The sequence below is a fragment of the Streptomyces sp. Y1 genome (assembly GCF_041053115.1).
GTDB lineage: Bacteria > Actinomycetota > Actinomycetes > Streptomycetales > Streptomycetaceae > Kitasatospora > Kitasatospora rubellomurina.
The window spans coordinates 7,949,290-7,969,165 of record NZ_CP163445.1 but is presented as its reverse complement, the minus strand read 5'-3'; the positions used below and the strand labels follow the sequence as shown (position 1 = coordinate 7,969,165).

General features: G+C 74.6%; 19 protein-coding genes. 13 read left to right on the top strand and 6 right to left on the bottom strand.

Translation table 11 applies throughout. The features are described from left to right. Window positions 1-12: 12 nt before the first annotated feature. The 4 genes from AB2U05_RS34720 to AB2U05_RS34705 are packed head-to-tail and all read right to left on the bottom strand — an operon-like array spanning window position 13 to window position 5,650. A complete protein-coding gene (locus tag AB2U05_RS34720) occupies window positions 13-1,107 on the bottom strand; it encodes an enolase C-terminal domain-like protein (protein WP_369185459.1) in 1,095 nt (364 codons plus the stop codon). Continuing rightward, a complete protein-coding gene (locus AB2U05_RS34715; RefSeq protein ID WP_369185458.1) occupies window positions 1,104-3,428 on the bottom strand; it encodes a GMC family oxidoreductase in 2,325 nt (774 codons plus the stop codon). Before AB2U05_RS34715 ends, AB2U05_RS34720 begins: the two co-directional genes overlap by 4 nt. Beyond that, window positions 3,421-3,858 (bottom strand): hypothetical protein, encoded by a 438-nt coding sequence (locus AB2U05_RS34710; protein ID WP_045695157.1) that lies wholly within the window; start codon window positions 3,856-3,858, stop codon window positions 3,421-3,423. The genes AB2U05_RS34715 and AB2U05_RS34710 overlap by 8 nt, the downstream gene beginning before the upstream one ends. Continuing rightward, the gene (locus tag AB2U05_RS34705) at window positions 3,845-5,650 is read right to left on the bottom strand and encodes a thiamine pyrophosphate-requiring protein (RefSeq protein ID WP_369185457.1); all 1,806 of its coding nucleotides are present in this window, start codon (window positions 5,648-5,650) and stop codon (window positions 3,845-3,847) included. Before AB2U05_RS34705 ends, AB2U05_RS34710 begins: the two co-directional genes overlap by 14 nt. A gap of 414 nt (window positions 5,651-6,064) precedes the next feature. On the opposite strand from AB2U05_RS34705, the gene AB2U05_RS34700 reads away from it, so the two are divergent. From AB2U05_RS34700 to AB2U05_RS34650, 11 genes are all read left to right on the top strand, one after another. Then, window positions 6,065-6,628 (top strand): DUF6328 family protein, encoded by a 564-nt coding sequence (locus AB2U05_RS34700; RefSeq protein ID WP_369185456.1) that lies wholly within the window; start codon window positions 6,065-6,067, stop codon window positions 6,626-6,628. A gap of 80 nt (window positions 6,629-6,708) precedes the next feature. Further along, entirely contained in the window at window positions 6,709-7,731 is a 1,023-nt protein-coding gene (locus AB2U05_RS34695) for an SDR family oxidoreductase (RefSeq protein ID WP_369185455.1), read from the top strand. A gap of 62 nt (window positions 7,732-7,793) precedes the next feature. Continuing rightward, the gene (locus AB2U05_RS34690) at window positions 7,794-7,976 is read left to right on the top strand and encodes a hypothetical protein (protein WP_369185454.1); all 183 of its coding nucleotides are present in this window, start codon (window positions 7,794-7,796) and stop codon (window positions 7,974-7,976) included. 175 nt (window positions 7,977-8,151) lie between these two features. Next, window positions 8,152-8,601: a Na+/H+ antiporter subunit E gene (locus AB2U05_RS34685; RefSeq protein ID WP_369185453.1), complete on the top strand. Its 450-nt coding sequence runs from the start codon at window positions 8,152-8,154 to the stop codon at window positions 8,599-8,601. After that, window positions 8,598-8,855, top strand: a complete 258-nt coding sequence (locus tag AB2U05_RS34680) for a monovalent cation/H+ antiporter complex subunit F (RefSeq protein ID WP_052707313.1) — start codon at window positions 8,598-8,600, stop codon at window positions 8,853-8,855. The genes AB2U05_RS34685 and AB2U05_RS34680 overlap by 4 nt, the downstream gene beginning before the upstream one ends. Beyond that, window positions 8,852-9,160, top strand: a complete 309-nt coding sequence (locus AB2U05_RS34675) for a monovalent cation/H(+) antiporter subunit G (RefSeq protein WP_369185452.1) — start codon at window positions 8,852-8,854, stop codon at window positions 9,158-9,160. Before AB2U05_RS34680 ends, AB2U05_RS34675 begins: the two co-directional genes overlap by 4 nt. Then, complete coding sequence (locus AB2U05_RS34670) at window positions 9,157-9,441, top strand: DUF4040 domain-containing protein (RefSeq protein WP_045695145.1); 285 nt, start codon at window positions 9,157-9,159, stop codon at window positions 9,439-9,441. Before AB2U05_RS34675 ends, AB2U05_RS34670 begins: the two co-directional genes overlap by 4 nt. After that, entirely contained in the window at window positions 9,438-10,178 is a 741-nt protein-coding gene (locus tag AB2U05_RS34665) for an MnhB domain-containing protein (protein WP_369185451.1), read from the top strand. Before AB2U05_RS34670 ends, AB2U05_RS34665 begins: the two co-directional genes overlap by 4 nt. After that, the gene (locus AB2U05_RS34660) at window positions 10,175-10,519 is read left to right on the top strand and encodes a sodium:proton antiporter (RefSeq protein WP_045695141.1); all 345 of its coding nucleotides are present in this window, start codon (window positions 10,175-10,177) and stop codon (window positions 10,517-10,519) included. The genes AB2U05_RS34665 and AB2U05_RS34660 overlap by 4 nt, the downstream gene beginning before the upstream one ends. 6 nt (window positions 10,520-10,525) lie before the next feature. Then, a complete protein-coding gene (locus AB2U05_RS34655) occupies window positions 10,526-12,370 on the top strand; it encodes a complex I subunit 5 family protein (protein WP_045695139.1) in 1,845 nt (614 codons plus the stop codon). Window positions 12,371-12,456: 86 nt separating this feature from the next. Further along, window positions 12,457-12,633: a hypothetical protein gene (locus AB2U05_RS34650; RefSeq protein ID WP_369185450.1), complete on the top strand. Its 177-nt coding sequence runs from the start codon at window positions 12,457-12,459 to the stop codon at window positions 12,631-12,633. On the opposite strand, the gene AB2U05_RS34645 is transcribed toward AB2U05_RS34650, so the two are convergent. Then, window positions 12,570-13,577: a LysR family transcriptional regulator gene (locus AB2U05_RS34645; protein ID WP_369185449.1), complete on the bottom strand. Its 1,008-nt coding sequence runs from the start codon at window positions 13,575-13,577 to the stop codon at window positions 12,570-12,572. The two genes, AB2U05_RS34650 and AB2U05_RS34645, sit on opposite strands and share 64 nt — an antisense overlap. A 165-nt stretch (window positions 13,578-13,742) precedes the next feature. Here AB2U05_RS34645 and AB2U05_RS34640 point away from each other — a divergent pair, with 165 nt between their 5' ends. Together AB2U05_RS34640 and AB2U05_RS34635 are read left to right on the top strand one after the other, a co-directional pair. After that, complete coding sequence (locus AB2U05_RS34640) at window positions 13,743-14,438, top strand: type 1 glutamine amidotransferase domain-containing protein (RefSeq protein WP_369185448.1); 696 nt, start codon at window positions 13,743-13,745, stop codon at window positions 14,436-14,438. Between the two features lie 313 nt (window positions 14,439-14,751). Next, the gene (locus AB2U05_RS34635; protein WP_369185447.1) at window positions 14,752-17,118 is read left to right on the top strand and encodes an Orn/Lys/Arg decarboxylase N-terminal domain-containing protein; all 2,367 of its coding nucleotides are present in this window, start codon (window positions 14,752-14,754) and stop codon (window positions 17,116-17,118) included. Window positions 17,119-17,214: 96 nt separating this feature from the next. On the opposite strand, the gene AB2U05_RS34630 is transcribed toward AB2U05_RS34635, so the two are convergent. Next, complete coding sequence (locus tag AB2U05_RS34630) at window positions 17,215-19,749, bottom strand: collagenase (protein ID WP_369185446.1); 2,535 nt, start codon at window positions 19,747-19,749, stop codon at window positions 17,215-17,217. Window positions 19,750-19,876: the final 127 nt, after the last annotated feature.

Sequence of the window (19,876 nt, the reverse complement as noted above, 5' to 3'; positions counted from 1 at the left end):
TCCTTCCTGGGCTCAGGCGGTGCGGTACGGGGCGGCCCGGGCGGGTACGAGCCGCAGCCCGTGGCCGGGGGCGCCGTCCGCGCCGGGGGTGACGGTGCCGCCGGCAGGGTCGAGGGCGCCGTCGAAGAGCAGCCGCTCGATCCGGACGTGGTCGTGAAACCACTCCAGGTGGCGGCAGTTGGGGACGGCCGCGGCGGCGTGGGCGTGCAGGTGGGGGGCGCAGTGGGCGGAGATGTCGAGGCCGTGGGCTTCGGCGAGGGCGGCGGCGCGCAGCCAGGCGGTGAGGCCGCCGCAGCGGGTGGCGTCGGCCTGGAGGCAGTCGACGGCGGGGATCATGCGGGCGAAGTAGGCGAGGTCGTAGCCGTACTCGCCCGCGGTGACGTCGGGGGTGACGGCGTCGCGGACGGTGCGCAGGCCGGTGAGGTCGTCGGAGGAGACGGGTTCCTCGAACCAGGTGACGCCCTCGCCGGCCAGGGCGTCGCCGACGCGGACGGCCTGTTTGCGGTGGTAGCCGCCGTTGGCGTCGGTGTAGAGCTCGGTGCGGTCGCCGATGGTGGCGCGGGCGGCCCGGACGCGTTCGAGGTCGCGGTGCTCGCGGGTGCCCCAGGACTCGGCGATCTTGATCTTGACGCGGGGGATGCCCTGGTCGACGGCCCAGCCGCGCAGTTGCCGTTCCTGCTGCGCGGCGGAGTAGGTGGTGAAGCCGCCGCTGCCGTAGACGCGGACGGGCCGGGCGGCCGCGCCGAGGAGCCGGGCGAGCGGCAGGTCGAGCAGGTGGCCGCGCAGGTCCCACAGGGCGAGGTCGACGGCCGAGATCGCGCCGGCGACCAGGCCGGGGCGGCCGGTGTTGCGGACGGCCCGGTTCATGGCCTCGTGGGCACCGCTGGTGTCGTGCGGGTCCCGGCCGGTGAGCAGCGGGGCGAGTTCGTCGCGGATGACGGCGGCGGTGGCGGGCGCGCCGTACGTCCAGCCGATGCCGGTGCGGGGGCCGCTGCCGGCCTCCGCGAGGACGAGCGTGGTGTGGTCCCAGGCGATCGTGCCGTCCGCCTCCGGGGCGTCGGTGGGGACGGTGTAGACGCGGACGCCGATCCGCTCGATCTCGTTCATCCCGGTGCCCGCAGTCCGCAGCGCTCGCCCGCGGCGAGCAGACCGGCCGCGCGGTCGACCAGGGCCATGATGGTGAGCGCGGGGTTGGCGCTGCCCTGGGTCGGCAGGACGCTGCCGTCGGTGATGAGCAGGTTGGGCACGGCGAAGGAGCGCAGCCGGTGGTCGACCACGCCGGCGGTGGGGCGGTCGGCCATCCGGCAGCCGCCGACGAGGTGGGCGTAGCGGTCGATGGTGATGACCTCGCTCGCGCCGGCGGCGCGCAGGATGTCCTCCATGACGGTGCGGGCGGCGCGGATCAGCATCCGGTCGTTGTCGCACTGGGAGAAGGCGAACTCGGCGACGGGCAGGCCGTGCCGGTCGGTCTCGGCGGCGAGGGTGACCCGGTTGTCCGCCTGGGGCAGCAGTTCGGCCATCGCGCCGAGGGTGGCCCAGTGGACGTAGTCGGAGAGGTAGGTGCGCAGGTCGGCGCCCCAGTGGCCCTGGGCGACGACGTGTTCGGCCCAGGTGATGGGCAGCGGGGAGATGTTCTGGATGGTGAAGCCGCGCCGGTAGGGCCGGTCGGCGCCGGTCTCGTAGTACTGCTCGGTGGAGACCTCGGGCGGCGGGGCCTTGTGGGCGCGGATCTCCTCCTCGAAACGGCCGGAGGTCTGCGGGGCGCCCTGCACCATGACGTAGCGTCCGACGAGGTCGTGGTCGTTGCCCAGGCCCTCGGGGAAGCGCGGGCAGGCGGAGTTGAGGAGCAGGCGCGGGGTTTCGATGGCGTAGCCGGCGACGGCCACCGTGCGGGCCCGCTGGAGGTGTTCGCGGCCGTGGTGGAAGTAGCGGACGCCGCGGGCGAGGCCGTCGTGGTCGAGTTCGACGGCGGCGGCCATGCAGTCGGCGCGGATCTCGGCGCCGTGGGCGAGGGCGTCGGGGACGTGGGTGATCAACGGGGAGGCCTTGGCGTTGACCTTGCAGCCCTGGAGGCAGAAGCCCCGGTAGACGCAGTGCGGGCGGCGGCCGAAGCGGCCGTTGGTGATGGCGACGGGGCCGACCCGGGCCTGGATGCCGAGGGCGGCGGCGCCGCGCAGGAAGACCTCGCCGTTGCCGCCGACCGGGTGCGGCGGGTGCGGGTAGGGGTGCGGTTCGCCCCAGGGCCAGTACTGGCCGGCGACCGGGAGTTCGTACTCCAGGCGGCGGTAGGAGTCGCGCAGGTCGGCGTAGCCGATCGGCCAGTCGGCGCCGACGCCGTCGAGGGTGTGGGTGCGGAAGTCGGAGGGGTGGAAGCGGGGTGCGTAGCCGGCGAAGTGGACCATCGAACCGCCCACGCCCCGGCCGGAGTTGTTGGAGCCGAGCGGGACGGGGTCGGTGCCGGAGATGACCCGGGGCTCGGTCCAGTACAGGTGGTGCGAGCCGGCCTCGTCGCTGACCCAGTCGGTGAGCGGGTCCCAGAACGGCCCGGCCTCCAGCACGACGACGCGCCAGCCCCGGCGGGCCATCCGCTGGGCCAGGGTGGCGCCGCCGGCGCCGCAGCCGACGATCAGCAGGTCCACCTCGTCCGTGTCGTCGTAGCGCCGCATGTCGCGCAGCAGCGTGTGGTCGAAGCCGCGCCCGTCGCGGGGCAGCAGCCAGGCGGAGGCGTTGGTGCGCCGGACTTCGCGCTCGGCGGCGGCGTTGGCCCGTACGGTCTCGGCGGCGGCGCGCAGCCGGGAGTGGCGGCCGGGGTCGGTGGCGGGCGGCGCCGGGCGCACCGGCTGGTGGTCGGGCGGGCGGGGCGGGTGGGAGTGGGCGTCGGCGACCTCCCAGGGCTCGCGCTTTCCGACGCCCAGGCGCAGGTAGCCGCGGGGGTGGGCGGGGCCGCCGAAGCCGATCTCGTTCCAGGCGGTGGGGTGGGAGTAGTAGGCGGTGCAGGCGTACCTGGTCCACAGGCTCCAGACGTGCCGGGCGGGCAGGCCGTGCCAGCGTTCGCCGTCCAGTGCGCCGACGCGGCCGATCAGGGCGCGCTGCTGCGCCTCGGTGAGCGCGGCGAACGAGCCGTCCGCGTCCTCGTCCAGGGCGTGCAGGGAGCGGCGCCAGGCCTGGTCGTCCGGCGGCATGTCGGCGTAGTGCCAGCCGTCGGTCTCCAGCTCGGCGAGGCGGGCGTCGATCATCCGCAGCAGCGGTGGTTCGGGGTGGTCGAGCAGCTGGTCGAGCAGGGCGCGGGCGGTGGCCTCCTCGGCGGGCGTGAAGAACCGCAGGGGCGGCTGCGGCCCGGTGCGGGCGTACACCACGGCCGCCGTCTCGCGGTCCCAGTACCGGGCCTGGGCGAGTACGTCGAAGCCGGGGAAGCGCGGCTCAGGCATCGCGTGACTCCCGGCGCAGTACGGCGGCGACCAGTCCCATCCCTCCGACCAGGCTCATCAGCAGCGGCGCGAACAGCGGCGGGCCCATCTCGACGTTGTAGCGGGCCATCGCCCAGCCGCCCGGCTTCTCGGCGATGCCCCGCACGTGCAGCCAGGTGCCCTGGATGCCGTTGACGGTGATCGCGGCGGAGGCGACGGGGAGCAGCGTGTGCGCGGCCCGCGGGTCGAGCGCGCCGGCCACGCCGGCCACCGCGCCGACCGGCCCGAGCCACACCGGCCACCACATGACGCGGTTGCCGAAGCCGGCCCGGTCGTGCTCCAGGTAGATCTCGGCGGCCGTGACGACCGAGCCGGCGGCGGTGGCCAGGGCGAGCGAGCGCTGGAAGCGTCCGGTGCGCACGTTGCGCAGGGCGAGGTCAACGGCGCCCATGCCGGCCTCCGAAGGTCGGCAGGAGCTCCTGCAGCTTGGCCTTGAACCCCTGGCGGACCATCGCGACGCGGTCGCTGTCGCCGCGCAGGACGGACTCGGCGGCGGCCTGGATCTGGTCCCAGGTCGCGTGCGGCGGGATGGGCGGCACCGCCGGGTCGGTGCGCAGCTCCAGCAGGAACGGGCGGTCGGCGGCGAGGGCGTGCTGCCAGCCGCTCGGGACGTCCTGCGGCCCGATCGCCCGCTCGGCGGCCAGGCCGAGGGTGCGGGCGAAGGCCGCGTAGTCGACGTCGGGGAGCTGCTGGGAGGGCAGGAAGCTCGGCTCGCCCGCCATGGCCCGCATCTCCCAGGTGACCTGGTTGAGGTCGCGGTTGTTGAGCACCGCCACCACCAGCCGCGGGTCCTGCCACTGCTGCCAGTACTTGGCGATCGTGATCAGTTCGGCGAGGCCGTTCATCTGCATCGCGCCGTCGCCGACGAGGGCGATCGCCGGCCGGTCCGGGTGGGCGAACTTGGCGCCGATCGCGTAGGGCACGCCGGGGCCCATGGTGGCGAGCGTGCCGGACAGCGAGCCGCGCATGCTGCCGTGGAAGCGCAGGTGGCGGGCGTACCAGTTGGCGGCGGAGCCGGAGTCGGAGGTGACCATGGCGTTGTCGGGCAGCAGGTGGTCGAGCTCGTGGATCGCGTACTCGGGGTTGATCGGGTCGGCCTCGACCGCGGCCCGGCGCTCCATCACCTCCCACCAGCGCTCGGTGTTGTCGCACACGGTGCGCTGCCAACCGCGGTCCTCCTTGCGGACCAGCAGCGGCAGCAGCGCGTCAAGCGTGCGGGCCGCGTCGCCCACCAGGTTGACCTCGTACGGGTAGCGCAGCCCGACCATGAACGGGTCGAGGTCGATCTGCACGGCCCTGGCCTTGCCGAACTCGGGCAGGAACTGCGAGTACGGGAAGCTGGAGCCGATGGTGAGCAGGGTGTCGCAGTCCCGCATCAGCTCGTAGGACGGGCGGGTGCCCAGCAGGCCGATCGCCCCGGTGACGTACGGCAGGACGTCGGGCAGCGCGTCCTTGCCGAGCAGCGCCTTCGCGACGCCCGCGCCGAGCAGTTCGGCCGTCTCCTGCACCTGCCGCCGGGCGCCGCGGGCGCCCTGGCCGACGAGCATCGCGACCTTGCGGCCGGCGTTGAGCACGTCCGCGGCCCGGCGCAGCTCGTCCTGCTCGGGCACGACCGTCCAGTGCGGGTTGCCCAGGCTGGACGGCACCATCTTGAAGGCGTGCTCCGGCGGGCTGTAGTCGAGCTCCTGGACGTCGGCCGGGATGATGACGGCGGTCACCGTGCGGCGGGCGGCGGCGGTGCGCACCGCCCGGTCGAGCACGTTGGGCAGTTGCTCGGGGACGGTCACCATCTGGCAGTAGTCGGCGGCGACGTCCTTGAACAGGCTGAGCAGGTCGACCTCCTGCTGGTAGGAGCCGCCCATGGCGCTGCGGCTCGTCTGCCCCACCAGGGCGACCACCGGGACGTGGTCGAGCTTGGCGTCGTACAGGCCGTTCAGCAGGTGGATCGCGCCCGGCCCGGACGTCGCCACGCACACGCCGGTGCGGCCGGAGAACTTCGCGTAGCCGACGGCCTCGAACGCGGCCATCTCCTCGTGCCGGGCCTGGACGAACACCGGCCGGTTCTCGGCCCGGCCCCAGGCCGAGAGCAGCCCGTTGATGCCGTCGCCCGGGTAGCCGAAGACGTACTCGACGTTCCAGTCGCGCAGCCGTTCCAGGACGTGGTCGGAAACCTTCGGGGTCACGGTGCTCCTCCTTCGCGTACCTCACGCGGGCTCTGCCCCCGAGGCGCGGGTTTCCGCTGCGGCGATCGGGAAACGTCCGCACGGGCGCCGGGCTCGGACCGGCCGCGCCTCGGGCGGATCGATTCACCGGCGGGTCGCCGGGTACACGTGCTCGCGCAACGACTCCCGAGGAGGCAGCGCGATGACGATCCCCTCGCCCCCGGATCCGGACACCGAGCCGATCCCCCACCCCGACCCCGTGCCGCGGCCGGGCCCCGACCCGGCACCCCCGCCCACTCCGCCGTTCCCGGGGCCCGAGCCCTTCCCGGACCCGGACCCGGCACCGCTGCCGACGCCCCACCCCGGGCAGCAGTAGCCGGGCCCGAGGAGTCCGGAGGAACCCGGAGGAACCCGGAGGACCCCGGAGTCGATCCCATGACCGCACCCAGCACCGCACGCACCGCCCGCACCCACGTGCCGCGGACCGGACGGCGGGAGTCGGCCGACGAACGGGCCGACCGCCGCTGGACCGACCTGCTCCAGGAGGTGCGGATCGCCCAGACCGGTTCGCAGGTGCTGTTCGGCTTCCTGCTGAGCGTGGTCTTCATGCCGCGTTTCACGCAGCTCGGCGGCCTCGACCGGGCCCTGTACGTGGTCACCGTCGTCCTCGGTGCCCTGGCGACCGGCGCGCTCACCGCGCCCGTCGCCTATCACCGGATCTTCGCCGGGCACCGCTTCAAGCCCCAACTGGTCGACGCCGCCGCACGGTTGGTGGCGGCCGGCCTGGTGATGCTGGCCCTGACCATCGGCTCCGCCCTGCTGCTCCTGCTGCGCGTGGCGACCGGCTCCGCGGTCTCGGCCTGGATCGCCGGGGCCGTCATGCTCTGGTTCGCCTTCTGCTGGTTCCTGCTGCCGGCCCAGCACCTGCGCCGGCAGAACGGGCGCTGCCCGCCCGAGGATCCACCGGCGGGCCGTCGTCCGTCGGAGGGCGAGTCCTGACGTCGCGGGCGCCGAGGTTCCGAGCCCCGGCGGTTCGAGCCCTGACGTTTCGGGCGCGGCGCCCCGGCAAGACGCCCGCCATGACGACTTCCCGCACGCCTTCCGAGCCCCGCACCGTGGTCATCACCGGCGCCACCGCAGGCGTCGGCCGGGCCTGCGTCCGGGCCTTCGCCACCGGCGGCGACCGCCTGGTGCTGATCGCCCGCGGCTCCGCCGGGCTGCACGCGGCGGCGGCCGAGGCCCGGGCGGCCGGCTCGCCGGTGCGCACGATCCGCGCGGACGTGGCCGACCCGGAGGCCTGCGAGGCCGCCGCCGAACGCGCCGAGGTCGAGTTCGGGCCGATCGACGTCTGGGTCAACGACGCCTTCGTCTCGGTCTTCGCACCGTTCACGGAGATCAGCGCGGAGGAGTTCCGGCGGGTCACCGAGGTCACCTACCTCGGGTACGTCAACGCCACCCGCGCCGCGCTGCGCCGGATGCTGCCGCGCGACCACGGCACGGTCGTGCAGGTCGGCTCGGCCATCGCGTACCGGGGCATCCCGCTGCAGACCGCCTACAGCGGCGCCAAGCACGCCCTCCAGGGCTGGCACGAGGCGCTGCGCTGCGAACTGCTGGCCAGCGGCTCGGGCGTCCGGGTGACGATGGTGCAACTGCCCGCCGTCAACACGCCGCAGTTCGACTGGGTGCTCAACCGGCTGCGCGGCCGGGCCCGGCCCGTCCCGCCGGTCCACCAGCCCGAACTCGCCGCCCGCGCCGTCCGGTACGCCGCCGACCACCCCGGGCGCCGGGAGTACTGGGTGGGCGCCAGCACCGCCGCCACCCTGATCGCCAACGCCGTCGCCCCCGGCCTGCTCGACCGCTACCTCGCCCGCAACGGGGTCGACGCCCAGCAGGACGAGCGGCCGCGCCGCGCCCAGGACCCGGACAACCTGTGGGCGCCCGCCGACGACACCGCCGACCACGGCGCGCACGGGCGCTTCGACGCCGAGTCCCGCGAGCACAGCGCGCAGCTGTGGGCCTCCCAGCACCACGGCCTGCTCGCGGTCGGCGGGGCGGCGCTGCTCGGCGCCGCAGCGGCCGGCGCGCGGGCCCGGGGCCGGTGACCGGCGGCGCCGCGTGCGCCACCCGTGGACGAGAAGGAGACCGCCACCAGGAGGTGAGCAGGATGAGCGACCAGCACGAGCACGCGCCGGTGGACCCGACGACCCCGGTCGAGACGCCGGAGTCGCGGATGACCGGCGAGGGCGGACCGCCGCCCGAACACGAGGAGGAGAAGGGGCCGCAGGACGGCCCGGAGTACGAAGTCACCGAGCCCGCCCACGAGTCCGCACCGCCCGACCCCGGCTGACGGCCCGGCCGATCATCACAGGACCTGTACCCGCACTGCGGCGAACGGGTGGTCCGCAGGGGCGATCCCGCGCGCGGCGGCGTTGCGCGCGGCGCCGGTCCGCCGAGCGGACGGTACACCTGGGGGCCGCCCGCCACGGTGGCGGGGCCCGCGGGTGGAACATGGGGGTGGTGCGGTGCGCTCGGCCATCGAACTCCTGCTCTGGTGGGGGCTGTTGCTGCTCCTCAACACGGTGTTCATCAGCTCGGTGACCCCGTTGGAGGTGGCGGTCGGCGGCGGCGTCGCGCTCCTCGGGGCCCTCGGCGCCGGCGCCGTCCGGCGCGCCGCCGGGGCCGCCCCCGGCGGGCCGGCCCGGCTCGCGCAGGCGCTCTGGGCGTTCCCGTGGACGCTGCTGGCCGACACCGGCCGGCTGGCGCTCCTCGTACTGTCGCCCGCCCGCCGGCGGGAGGCCGGCTTCCGGACCGTCCGGCTCCGGCCCGGCACCGGCGCGGCCTGGGCCGCCGCACTGCTGTCCTCGACGCCCGGCACGTACGTCGTCGCCACCGAGGACGGCGTGCTCACCGTGCACGCGACCAGCAGCCGGGTCTCCCTGCTGGAAAGCGCGTTGACGGGCGGCGCGCGGTGAACGCGTGGCTGCTCGCGGCGGCCTTCCTCGCCGCCGGCGGGCTCGGCCCGTGCCTGCTGGTCGGGCTGCGCGGCGCACCGCACGCGCGCCTGGCCGGCCTCAACCTGGCCGCGGCGGCGGCCTCCGCCGTCCTGCTCCTGCTCGCCCAGGGCTTCAGCCGCACCTCGTACACCGACCTCGCCCTCGACCTCGCGGTGCTCGCCCCCGCCGGGACGCTCGTGTTCACCCGCTTCCTCGCCGGGGACGAGCGGTGACGGGCCGCCACGCCGTCGCCGTGGCCCTGCTGTGCGCGGGCACCGCCACCCTGCTGCTGGCCGCGCTCGCGCTCGCCGTGCTGCCCGGCCCGTACCTGCGCCTGCACGCGCTCTCCGCCGCCGGCACCCTCGGCGCGCCACTGGTCGCCCTCGCCCTCGCCGTCGACACCGGGCCGGGGCGCGCGGCAGTGAAACTGCTGGTCATCGGCCTGCTGCTGGCCACCGGCGGCACCGTCACCACGATGGCCATCGGCCGTACCACCGTCCGCGGCGAGCGGCGGTCCACCGCGGGGGCCGACCGGTGACCGACACCCTGATCGTGATCGCCCTCCTCCTCACCGCCACCGCCGCGACCGCCGCCGCGCTCACCCGCGACCCCGTCCGGCAGGCCGTCGTCCTCGCCCTGCTCGGACTCAGCCTCGCCGTGCTGTTCACCGTGCTCCAGGCGCCCGACGTCGCGCTGTCCCAGCTCGGCGTCGGCAGCGCGATCACCCCGCTGCTGATCCTGCTGACCGTCCGCAAGGTGAACCGCCGGGAGACTCAGCCCCAAGAGGGCGACGACGACCGCCCGGACCGCGCCGAGTGAGCCGGACCACCCGCCTGCGGCTGTTCCTGACCGCCGCCGCCGTCCTCGCCGCCGCCCTGATCGTCGCCGCCGAGCAGCTCCCCGGCTTCGGCGGCGCCCGACACCCGTACGGCGAGCGGGCGGTGGCCGCCGGGCTGGCCCGGCAGACCGCCAACATCGTGTCCGCCGTCAACTTCGACCAGCGCGGCTTCGACACCCTCGGCGAGGAGTCGATCCTGTTCGGCTCGGTGCTCGGCGCGGGCATGCTGCTGCGCCTGGCCCGGGACGAGCACAAGCGCCGGCCCGCGGCCGAACCGGTCCTGCCCACCACCCGCCTGTTCGGCGCCACGCTGCTCCCCATCACCCTGCTGACCGGCGGATACCTCGTCGCCCACGGCCAGTTGAGCCCCGGCGGCGGCTTCCAGGGCGGCGTCGTGCTCACCACCGCCCTGCACCTCGCGTACGTCGCCGCCGACTACCGCGTGCTCAAACGCATCCGCCCGCTGGCCGTCCTGGACGTCACGGACGCGATCGCCGCCGGCTCCTACGCCGCCCTCGGGCTGATCGGCCTGGCCCAGGGCGCCGGCTACCTCGCCAACACCCTGCCGCTCGGCACCTTCAACGCGCTGTCCTCCAGCGGCCTGGTGGCCGTCATCAACGCCGCCGTCGGCGTCGAGGTCGGCTCGGCCGTGGTGGTGCTGCTGGCGCACTTCCTGGACCAGGCCGTGGAGGTCACCCCCCGGAGGAGGAACCGATGACCGTCCTGCCCTACCTGGTGGCCGGGTGGATCCTGCTCGCCGGGCTGTACGGCCTGGTCACCAGCCGCAACCTGGTGCAGGCGGTCGGCTGCCTCGCCGTCGCGCAGTCCTCGACGTACGTGCTGCTGCTCGCCGTCGGCTACCGCCGCGACGCCACCGCGCCCGTCTTCTCCGACCTGCCCACCGACGCCCCGGTCGTCGACCCGGTCGTCCAGGCGCTCGCGCTCACCGACATCGTCGTCGGCGCGACCGTCACCGCGCTGCTCCTCTCCCTCGTGATCCAGCTGCGCAAACGGCACGGCACGGTGGACCCGGAGGAGCTCACCGGACTGCGCGGGTGACGGCCGATGGACACCGCGGACCTCCTGCCGCTCGCCGTCGCCGTCCCGCTGCTCGGCGCCGCCGTGGTGGCCGTCGCCGGGCGGTGGCTGCCCCGCCCGGGCCGCGACGCGCTCGCCACCGCCTGCGCCGCCGCCGACGTCGGCTGCCTCGCCCTGCTGTGGGCCCGCACCGACCCGGACGGCCGCGCGGTGTCCTGGCTCGGCGGCTGGCGGCCGCGCGGCGGCCACGGCGTCGGCATCGTCCTCGTCGCCGACCGGCTCGGCAGCGGACTGGCCCTGCTCGCCGCCGTCCTCGTCCTCGCCGTGCTCTGCTACGCCTGGCGCTACTTCGACGAACCCTCCGGCGAGCACGGCGGGATGTTCCCCGGGCTCCTGCTGCTCTTCCAGGCCGGCATGTGCGGCTTCGCGCTCACCGGCGACCTCTTCGACGCCTTCGTCTTCTTCGAGCTGATGGGCGCCGTCGCCTACGCCCTGACCGGCTACCGCATCGAGGACCCGCGCCCGCTCCAGGGCGCCCTCGCCTTCGGACTCGTCAACTCGGCCGCCGCCTACCTCTCCCTGCTCGGCATCGGCCTGCTCTACGCCAGGACCGGCGAGCTCGGCATGGCCCAGATCGGCGCCGCGCTGGACGAACGCGCGGCGGCCGGGCACGGCCGGGACGCCCTGGTCGTCGTCGCGTTCGTCCTGGTCCTCGCCGGCCCGCTGGTGAAGGCCGCGACGGCGCCCTTCCACTTCTGGCTGCCGGACGCCCACGCCGTGGCGCCCAGCCCGGTCTGCATGCTGCTGTCCGGGGTGATGGTCGAACTCGGCGTCTACGGGGTGGCCCGGATCCACCGCGTCGTCTTCGCCGGCGCGGGCGGCCTGCCGGACGCCGCCGTCCGGGACACCCTGCTGGCGGCCGGGGTGCTGACCGCGCTGGTCGGCGCCGTCATGTGCTGGCAGCAGCGGCACCTGAAGCGGATGCTGGCCTTCTCCACCGTCGGGCACGTCGGCCTCTTCCTCGTCGGCACGGCCCTGCTCACCCCGGCCGGCCTCGCCGGATCCGCCGTGTACGTGGCCGGCCACGCGGGCGCCAAGGCCGCCCTGTTCGGCCTCACCGGCGTCCTGCTCGACCGCTACGGCTCGGTGGACGAACACGGGCTGCACGGCCGCGCCCGCGAACTCCGGCTGCCCGGCGCGCTGTTCGCCCTCGGCGCGCTGGCCCTGGCCGGCCTGCCGCCGTTCGGCACCGGCCTGGGCAAGGCCGTCGCCGAGGAGGCCGCCGGGCGCGAACTCGGCTGGCTGCCCGCCGTGTTCGTCCTGGTGTCGGCCCTCACCGGCGGCGCGGTGCTGCGCGCGGGCCTGCGGGTCTTCGGCGGGGTGGGCTCCCCGCCGAAGGAGCACCCCGAGGTCGCCGCGACCACCGGCGAGGGCGAGGAACCCGAGATCCGCGGCCCCGGCCGCCGGCTGCCGGCGCCCATGATCGCCGTCCCCGCCGCCCTGCTGGCCGGCTGCCTGGCCGTCGGCCTCGCCCCGGGAGTCGGGCGCGCGCTCGCGGCGGCGGCCGCGGCCTTCACCGACCGCACCGGCTACCTCGCCGACACCCTCGGCGGCACGGCACCGGCCGCCACCCCCGCGCCCGACACGGACTGGACGGCCTCCGGCATCCTGCTCGGCCTGCTCTCCGCCGCCCTGGCCGCCGCGTTCGCCACCGCCGCCGTCCGCCGCGACCCGCGGCGCGGTACCGGCGCCCTGCACCGCGCCACCGTCCTGCCGCTGCGCCGCCTGCACTCCGGCCTGCTCGGCGACTACGTCGCCTGGCTCGCGGTCGGCCTGGCCGCCCTGCTGGTCGCCCTGGTGGCCCAGCTCTGACGGGTGGCCCGGCTCTGACCCGGCCCGCCGGGGGCCGCGGCCGGCGGGGCACGTGCCCCCCGTCGCTTCGACGGACCCGGTCGCACGTGCGGCGGCCACGGGCGCTGACCTCGGCCTTTTTCGACCCCGACCTGCCCGCGCACCTGGGCTCGGCCGTCCTCGGCCCGGACCGGGCCGCCTGGTCGAGCGGCAGCGGGCACTACGCCTCCTGCACCCTGCGCCGCCTGGACGGCGGCCCGCTCACCGGCGACTCCGCGCCGTGAGACCGGGCGGAGCGCAGCAGGTGGTCGCGGACCAGCGTGACCTGCGGATTCGTGGCCGATCCGGGGCGCTGGACCAGGAAACCGGTGTTGATCGGTGGGTCGTCCGGGTCGTCGAGGAGGACCAGGGCGCCCGAGGCCAGCTCGTCGGCGCACAGGTAGCGCGGCAGCACGCTGAATCCGGCGCCGCCGACGACCGCCGCCCTGACCGCTCCGAGGTCGGGGACCGTGACGGCCGGACGGCAAGTCAGGCGCCTGCCGAACACGTGGCGCCAGTAGCGCCGGACGATCGGCAGGTCCTCGGCGTACGAGACGAGCGGCACCCCGTGCAGGGCCACGGGCCCCTCGGTGGCGAGCCGCGAGCCGATCCGTTCGGCCCATGAGGGTGCGGCGACCAGGACGAACTCCTCGTCGGCCAGCGGCACGGCGGCGAGCGCGCGGCCGCGCGGGCGCACGGTGGCCACCACCAGGTCGTGCCGGCCCGCGCGCAGTCCGTCGAGCAGGTCGTCGGTCAGGCCGAAGGCGACGCGCAGGCGCACCCCCTTGTCGACGAGCGGGGCGAGCGTCGGCATCACGCAGTGCGTGAGGTACTCGGCCGGCCCCGCCAGGTGCACGGGCTCCGCGTCGCCCCCGCCGAGGAGAGCGCCGCCGCCGACCGGGCCGAGAGCGTCCAGCGGCTCCGTGACCCGCGCGGCCAGCTCGTCGGCGAACGGGGTCGGGGCGACGCCGCGCGACAGCCGCTCGAACAGCTCCCGGCCCAACTGGCCCTCCAGCGAGCGGATCTGCGTCGTCACCGTCGGCTGCGACAAACCCAGCACGCGGGCGCCCGCGGTGAAGGAGCCGGCCCGGTACACCGCGAGGAACGTGCGCAGCAGGTTCAGATCGAGGAGGCCGCTCCCCTGCGGCGACGGCGATTCCGGCCGCCCATCGGAATCCCTATCTCTCACATGCACGAGCCTATTGGATTCCGATGGGGTCGGGGCCCTACCGTCGAGGACGCCGCCGCACTGACGAACTGTGCGCGAAGAAGTGTCAGTCCCTCGGAACGTCAGCGGCAGCGACCTACCGTCCCCGATCCCCGTACGGGATCCGCACCGCTCGGAGCTCCCCCCATGTCGAAGATCCTCTTCGTCGTCACCGGCGCCGACCACTGGACGCTGGCCGACGGCACCAAGCACCCCACCGGCTTCTGGGCCGAGGAGGCCGTCGCGCCGTACCAGGCCTTCAAGGCAGCCGGTCACGAGATCGTGGTCGCCACTCCCGGCGGTGTCGTCCCCACCGTCGACCGGGGCAGCCTCGCCCCCGAGGTCAACGGCGGCCAGGAGAACGCCGACCGCATCGCCGCCGCCCTGGTCGGCTTCAGCGAGCTGCGCTCGCCCGTCGAGCTCGACGAGGTGGACCTCGACGACTACGCGGCCGTCTTCTACCCCGGCGGCCACGGCCCCATGGAGGACCTCGCGGTCCACGCCGGCTCCGGCCGCCTCCTCACCCGCGCCCTGGAGTCCGGCAAGCCGCTCGGCGTGGTCTGCCACGCCCCGGCCGCGCTGCTGGCCGCCACCCGGGCCGACGGCACCAACGTCTTCGCCGGCTACGACGTCGCCGCCTTCACCAACGCCGAGGAGACCCAGGCCGGCTTCGCCGACAAGGCGAAGTGGCTGCTCCAGGACCGCCTCACCGAGGCCGGCGTGAACGTCCGGGTCGGCGAGCCGTGGGTGCCGAACGTGGTCGTCGACCGCAACCTGGTCACCGGCCAGAACCCGGCCTCCTCCGCCCCGCTCGCCGCCGAGCTGCTCGGCAAGCTGGCCTGACCCGATGGGCACCGACCGGCTCGACGAGGTCCTCGACGCCACGTACGACTGCCTGCTGGGCCTGCCCGTGCCCGCCGTGGCCGCCCTGACCGCGGGCGGCTGAGCTCCCCGACTCCCGCCCCCGGGCCCCATGGCCCGGCGGCGCGGGTCGTACACGTGCCACGTTCGGATGAATCACCTGCCGGGAGCACCACCGGCTCCCTCCTCGGCGCCAAGATGGCAGCGCACCCGGCCCCGGGCAGCGGGCCCGTGTGCTCCCCACCCGCTTGCTCCGCGCCCGCGCGGGCATGCACCGCACGGCAGAGGGGCCACCATGGCGAACGGCACCGTCCTCCTGGCACTGCGCGACGACCCCCTCGGGGGCGGTGTGAGCGCCGAGCAGCTGCGCCGGATCGGCAAGGAACTGGAGGAGCGCGGCCTGGAGTTGCGCTGGGCCGGCGACAGCAGGGACGCCACGGCGACGCTCCGGATCGAGGCCGGCCTGGCCGCCGCGGTCGTGGCGTGGGGCCTGCCGCGCCCGCCCGGCGGCGGGGCCGACGGTGCCGCGGAGAGCGGGGGCGAACTGCCCACCGGCGGGGCCGAGGTGCTGGACCGCATCCGGCACCGCTTCAAGGACCTGCCGGTCTTCCTGCTCATGACGGACGGCTCCGACCGCGACCTGGAGCACCTCCCGCTGTGGGTCGCCGAGGCCGTCATCGGCTACATCTGGCCGCTGGAGGACACGCCCGCGTTCATCGCCGGCCGGGTCGCGGCCGCTGCCGCCGCGTACCGGCGCGACGTCCTGCCGCCGTTCTTCAGCGCCCTGCGGCAGTTCGACGACGCGCACGAGTACTCCTGGCACACTCCCGCGCACTCCGGCGGCGTGGCCTTCCTCAAGTCGGCGGCCGGCCGGGCCTTCTTCGACTACTACGGGGAACGCCTGTTCCGCACCGACCTGTCCATCTCGGTCGGTGAACTCGGCTCCCTCTACGAGCACTCCGGCCCGATCGGCGAGGCCGAACGCAACGCGGCCCGGGTCTTCGGCGCCGAGCACACCTACTTCGTCCTGCACGGCGACTCCACCTGCAACCGCATGGTCGGCCACTACAGCGTCACCTCCGACGAGATCGCCCTGGTCGACCGCAACTGCCACAAGTCCGTCCTGCACGGCCTGGTCGTCACCGGCGCCCGGCCGGTCTACCTCGTGCCGACCCGCAACGGCTACGGCCTCGCCGGACCGCTGCCCCCGGCGGCCATCGACGCCGCGGCCGTCGCCGAGCGCGTCGCCGCCAACCCGCTGAGCGCCGGCGCCCCCTCCCCGCACCCGCAGTACGCCGTCATCACCAACTCCACCTACGACGGCCTGTGCTACGACACCCTCGCCGCCGCCCGGGCCCTCGCACCCAGCACACCGCGCCTCCATTTCGACGAGGCGTGGATCGCGTACGCCCGCTTCCACCCGCTCTACCGCGGCCGGTACGGCATGGCCGTCGGGCCGGACACCTTCCCCGAGCCGCAGCGGCCGACCGTCTTCGCCACCCACTCCACGCACAAGCTGCTCGCCGCCCTGTCGCAGTGCGCCATGGTGCACGTCCGCCCCTCGCCCCGCGCGCCCGTCGAACACCACCGCTTCAACGAGGCGTTCATGATGCACGGCACCACCTCGGCCTTCTACCCCGGCATCGCCTCCCTGGACGTGGCGACCGCCATGATGGACGGCCCGCAGGGCCGCTGGCTCATCGACGAGGCCGTCACCGAGGCCGTCCGCTTCCGCCAGGCCGTCGTGCGCACCGGCCGCCGGATCGCCGCCGCCGGCGACCGGCCCGGCTGGTTCTTCGGCGTCTGGCAGCCCGAGACGGTCACCGACCCCGCCACCGGCACCGGCATGGCGTTCGCCGACGCGCCGCTGTCCCTGCTCGTCAGCGAGCCCTCCTGCTGGCAGCTCGAACCCGGCGCCGCCTGGCACGGCTTCGACGGCCTGACCGACGGCTACAGCCTCCTCGACCCGATCAAGGTCACCATCACCTGCCCGGGCGTCACCGCCACCGGCCGGACCGAGCCCTGGGGAATCCCGGCGCGCATCCTCACCGAGTACCTGGCCGGCCGCGGCATCGTCGTGGAGAAGACCGACAGCTACAGCACCCTCGTCCTCTTCTCCATGGGCATCACCAAGGGCAAGTGGGGCACCCTCATGGACGGCCTGATGGACTTCAAGGCCCTCTACGACACGGACGCCCCGCTCCACCAGGTGCTGCCCGCCCTCACCCGCGACCACCCTCGCCCCTACCGGGGCACCGGCCTGCGCGAGCTCTGCGCACGGATGCACCGCCACCTCGGCGACGGCGCCTTCGTCGAGTCCCTCGACGAGGCCTTCCGCCACCTGCCCACCCCGGTCCACCCGCCCCGGTACTGCTACGAGCAACTCGTCCGCGGAGGCACCGAACGCGTCCGCCTCGCCGACGCCGCCGAACGGACCGCCGCCGCCATGGTCACCGTCACCCCGCCCGGCATCCCGGTCCTCATGCCCGGCGAGTCCCTCGGCGCCCACGACGGCCCCCTGCTGCGCTACCTCACCGCCCTTGAGGCCTTCGACCGCGCCTTCCCCGGCTTCGGCAGCGAAGCCCACGGCGTCGTCATCGACCCGGACACCGGCGACTACCTCATCGAGTGCCTGCTCCCCGCAGCGCCACCGCGATCCTGACGGCCCGTCCGCCGGGGTGACGACGCCCACGCGCGACGCCCGGCCGGGAGACCCCGGCCGAGCGCGTGCCGTGCCGTTCCTCCGGTGGGCCGGGGCTCAGAACTCGGTGCTGACCGTGACTCCGCTGAAGTCGGTCACGGCGTACAGGCTGAGGTAGTGGTAGCCGGCCGTCTGGTTGGTGACGGTGAGGGTCTGGGCGGTGCCGGCCTGGGTGGAGGAGGCGGTGTAGGCCTTCGGCGAGGCCCAGGTGCCAGGGTTGTAGTACAGGTGCGCGGTGCCGGTGCCGCCGGAGGTGGTGACCTTCAGGGTGGTGGTCCCGGCCGGCAGGTAGACGTACAGGTAGTCGGTGTTGCCCGCGGTTGCGGCGCGGCCGGTGCGCGAGCAGTTGCGGCCCATCGCGTCGGTGCGCCGCTCGGTGCAGGCCGGCAGGGTGGCCGGCGGGGCGGTCACGGTGACGGTGGTGGGGGTGGTGGCGATCCGGCCGCTGTCGTCCTTGGCGGTCAGGGCGACGGTGTAGCTGCCGGCCGCCGCGTAGGTGTGGCTGGGGTTGCGCTCGTCCGAGGAGGTGCCGTCGCCGAAGGTCCAGTGCCACGCGGTGATCCGGCCGGGGCCGGTCTGCACGGACCGCTCGTTCACGCTGACGGTCGCGCCGTTCACCGTGGTGTCGAACAGGGCGGTCGGGCCGGCGGCGTAGCAGGCGCCGGCGGCGCAGGCGGTGAGCCAGGCGTCGAAGTCGGCGTCGTAGGCGGTGCCGAGGCCGTTGTAGACCGCGTAGCCGCCGGTGTAGTCGCCGACGCGGAACCGGTCCAGCACGGCCCGGACGTCGGCCGGGTGCTTCTCCAGCATGTACCGGACGGCCAGGTAGCCCCACGGGTAGACGCGGGTCGAGTCCGCGTTGTCGTAGGTGGTCTGGAAGAGGGTGCTGAGCTTGTAGGTGTGCTTGCCGGCCTGGGTCATCGCGTCGGTGTCGGTGGCGCCGCGGTAGCTGTACGAGGTGTACTCGGCGAGGCCCTCGATCCACCAGATGTCCGGGACGGACGTCTGGGCCTTGAAGTTGCCCTTCATGTCGTAGATGCCGTCGAGGTAGTGGGTGTACTCGTGGTTGAGGTTCCACACCCGGGCGGGGTCGTTCTCGTTCCACTTCTTCTGGTACATCACGGTCACGGCCTGGGAGTTCGGGTCGGTCGCGTCCATGAGGGTCTCGCCACCGTTGTCGGTGTCGTTGCCGAAGATCGCCCACGAGTAGGTGGTGTAGTCGGCCTTGTTGGCGAAGATCCCGAAGGTGACCGTCTTGGCGTACTGGTTCGGGACCGGCCCGTTGTCCTTGACCACGCCGTGGAAGAACCCGTCCTGCTTGCGCAGGCTGGCGCAGACGGTGGCCAGTTCGTCGGCCGACAGCGCCTGGGCCTGCAGGGTGCGGTTGTCGCAGACCAGCCGGTGCGGCAGGACCACCGAGGCGAGCTTGGCGGGGAGGTCGCAGATGCCGTAGTACGAGCACTGGCCGGGGTCGTAGGACGCGGCCTGGACGGCCGTGTGCACGTACAGCGGCGCCGCGGGCGTCAGCGGCGGCGCGGCGTCCAGCACCTTCCTGACCAGCGGCTTGACCTTCGGCTCGACGGCGGGGCCGCTCCCGGCCATCCGGGCCAGGTCGTTGCCCGCGTTGGTGTCCAGGACCTCGTGGGGCCCGCCGATCAGGTCCTTGTGCTTGATCGCGAAGTCGGCGAGGGAGTGGGCCAGGCCGGGGTCGGCGGCGACCGCCCGGACGAAGTCCGGGTTCGCGTTGCCCCGCCAGAGCGGGTTCTGGAGAACGGAGTTGACCGCGCCGACCATCGCCGGGACGGAGTTGTAGGAGTTGTCGTAGCCGTCCAGGATCCGCTGGTAGACGCCCAGGTAGCCGGCCTGGACGTCGGCGCTGTCGGTGAGCGACACCACGTCCGCGAGCACGGCGCCGTTGTTCTCGGTGACGTCGTGCCAGCGGGCGCCGGCGAAGAACGCGTCCAGGGCGGCCCGGACGGCGGTGGTGAGCTCGCCGGTGTACGGGCCGGTCTCGTCGGGGTGCTGGACCTGGATGTGGTAGCCGGCCTGCAGGTAGAGCGCCAGCTGGAGGATGCCGGTCGAGTTGTCGCCGGTGTAGCCGGCCGCCAGGTCCTTGAAGGCGGCGGCGACGGACAGCATCCGGGACTGCCGGAAGATGCCCGGCTCGGCGGCGCCGGTGTCGGACAGGCCCCGGACGCACTCCGGGGTCGAGCCCTTGATGAACGCGACCAGGTCGGCCCCGGTGCGGGCGGCGAAGTCGGCCGGGGCGCAGGACTGCGCGGCGGCCGCCGCGTCCGCGCCGGAGCGGCCGTTCGCTCCGGAGCGGCCGTTCGCGACGGAGGGCTCGGGCCGAACGGGGGCGCCCGTCACGGCCGACCTGGCCATCAGGCGCTCGCCGATCAGCGCCGGGGGCAGCGGGGCGGCGGGCGCGGCGGGGGCCTCGGACCCCGCCGTCGGGGTCGGGGCCTGGGCCGGCGCGGCGGCGACGACCGTGGGTGCCGCGAACGCCTGGGCGGGCAGCACAGCGGTGGCCGTGGCGCAACAGGCGACAACGCCGGCCGCGAGCATGGAGAGTCTTTGTGTACGCAGGAGCACGCCGAGTCCTTCTTCGGATGGGGTCAGCCCGACATCGGTGCGGGCCGGGTGAAGGAGATTGGCGTGCATCCTGTCACCGACCGACCGCCAGAACAATGTCACAGGTTATATTGCACGACTCTTTCGG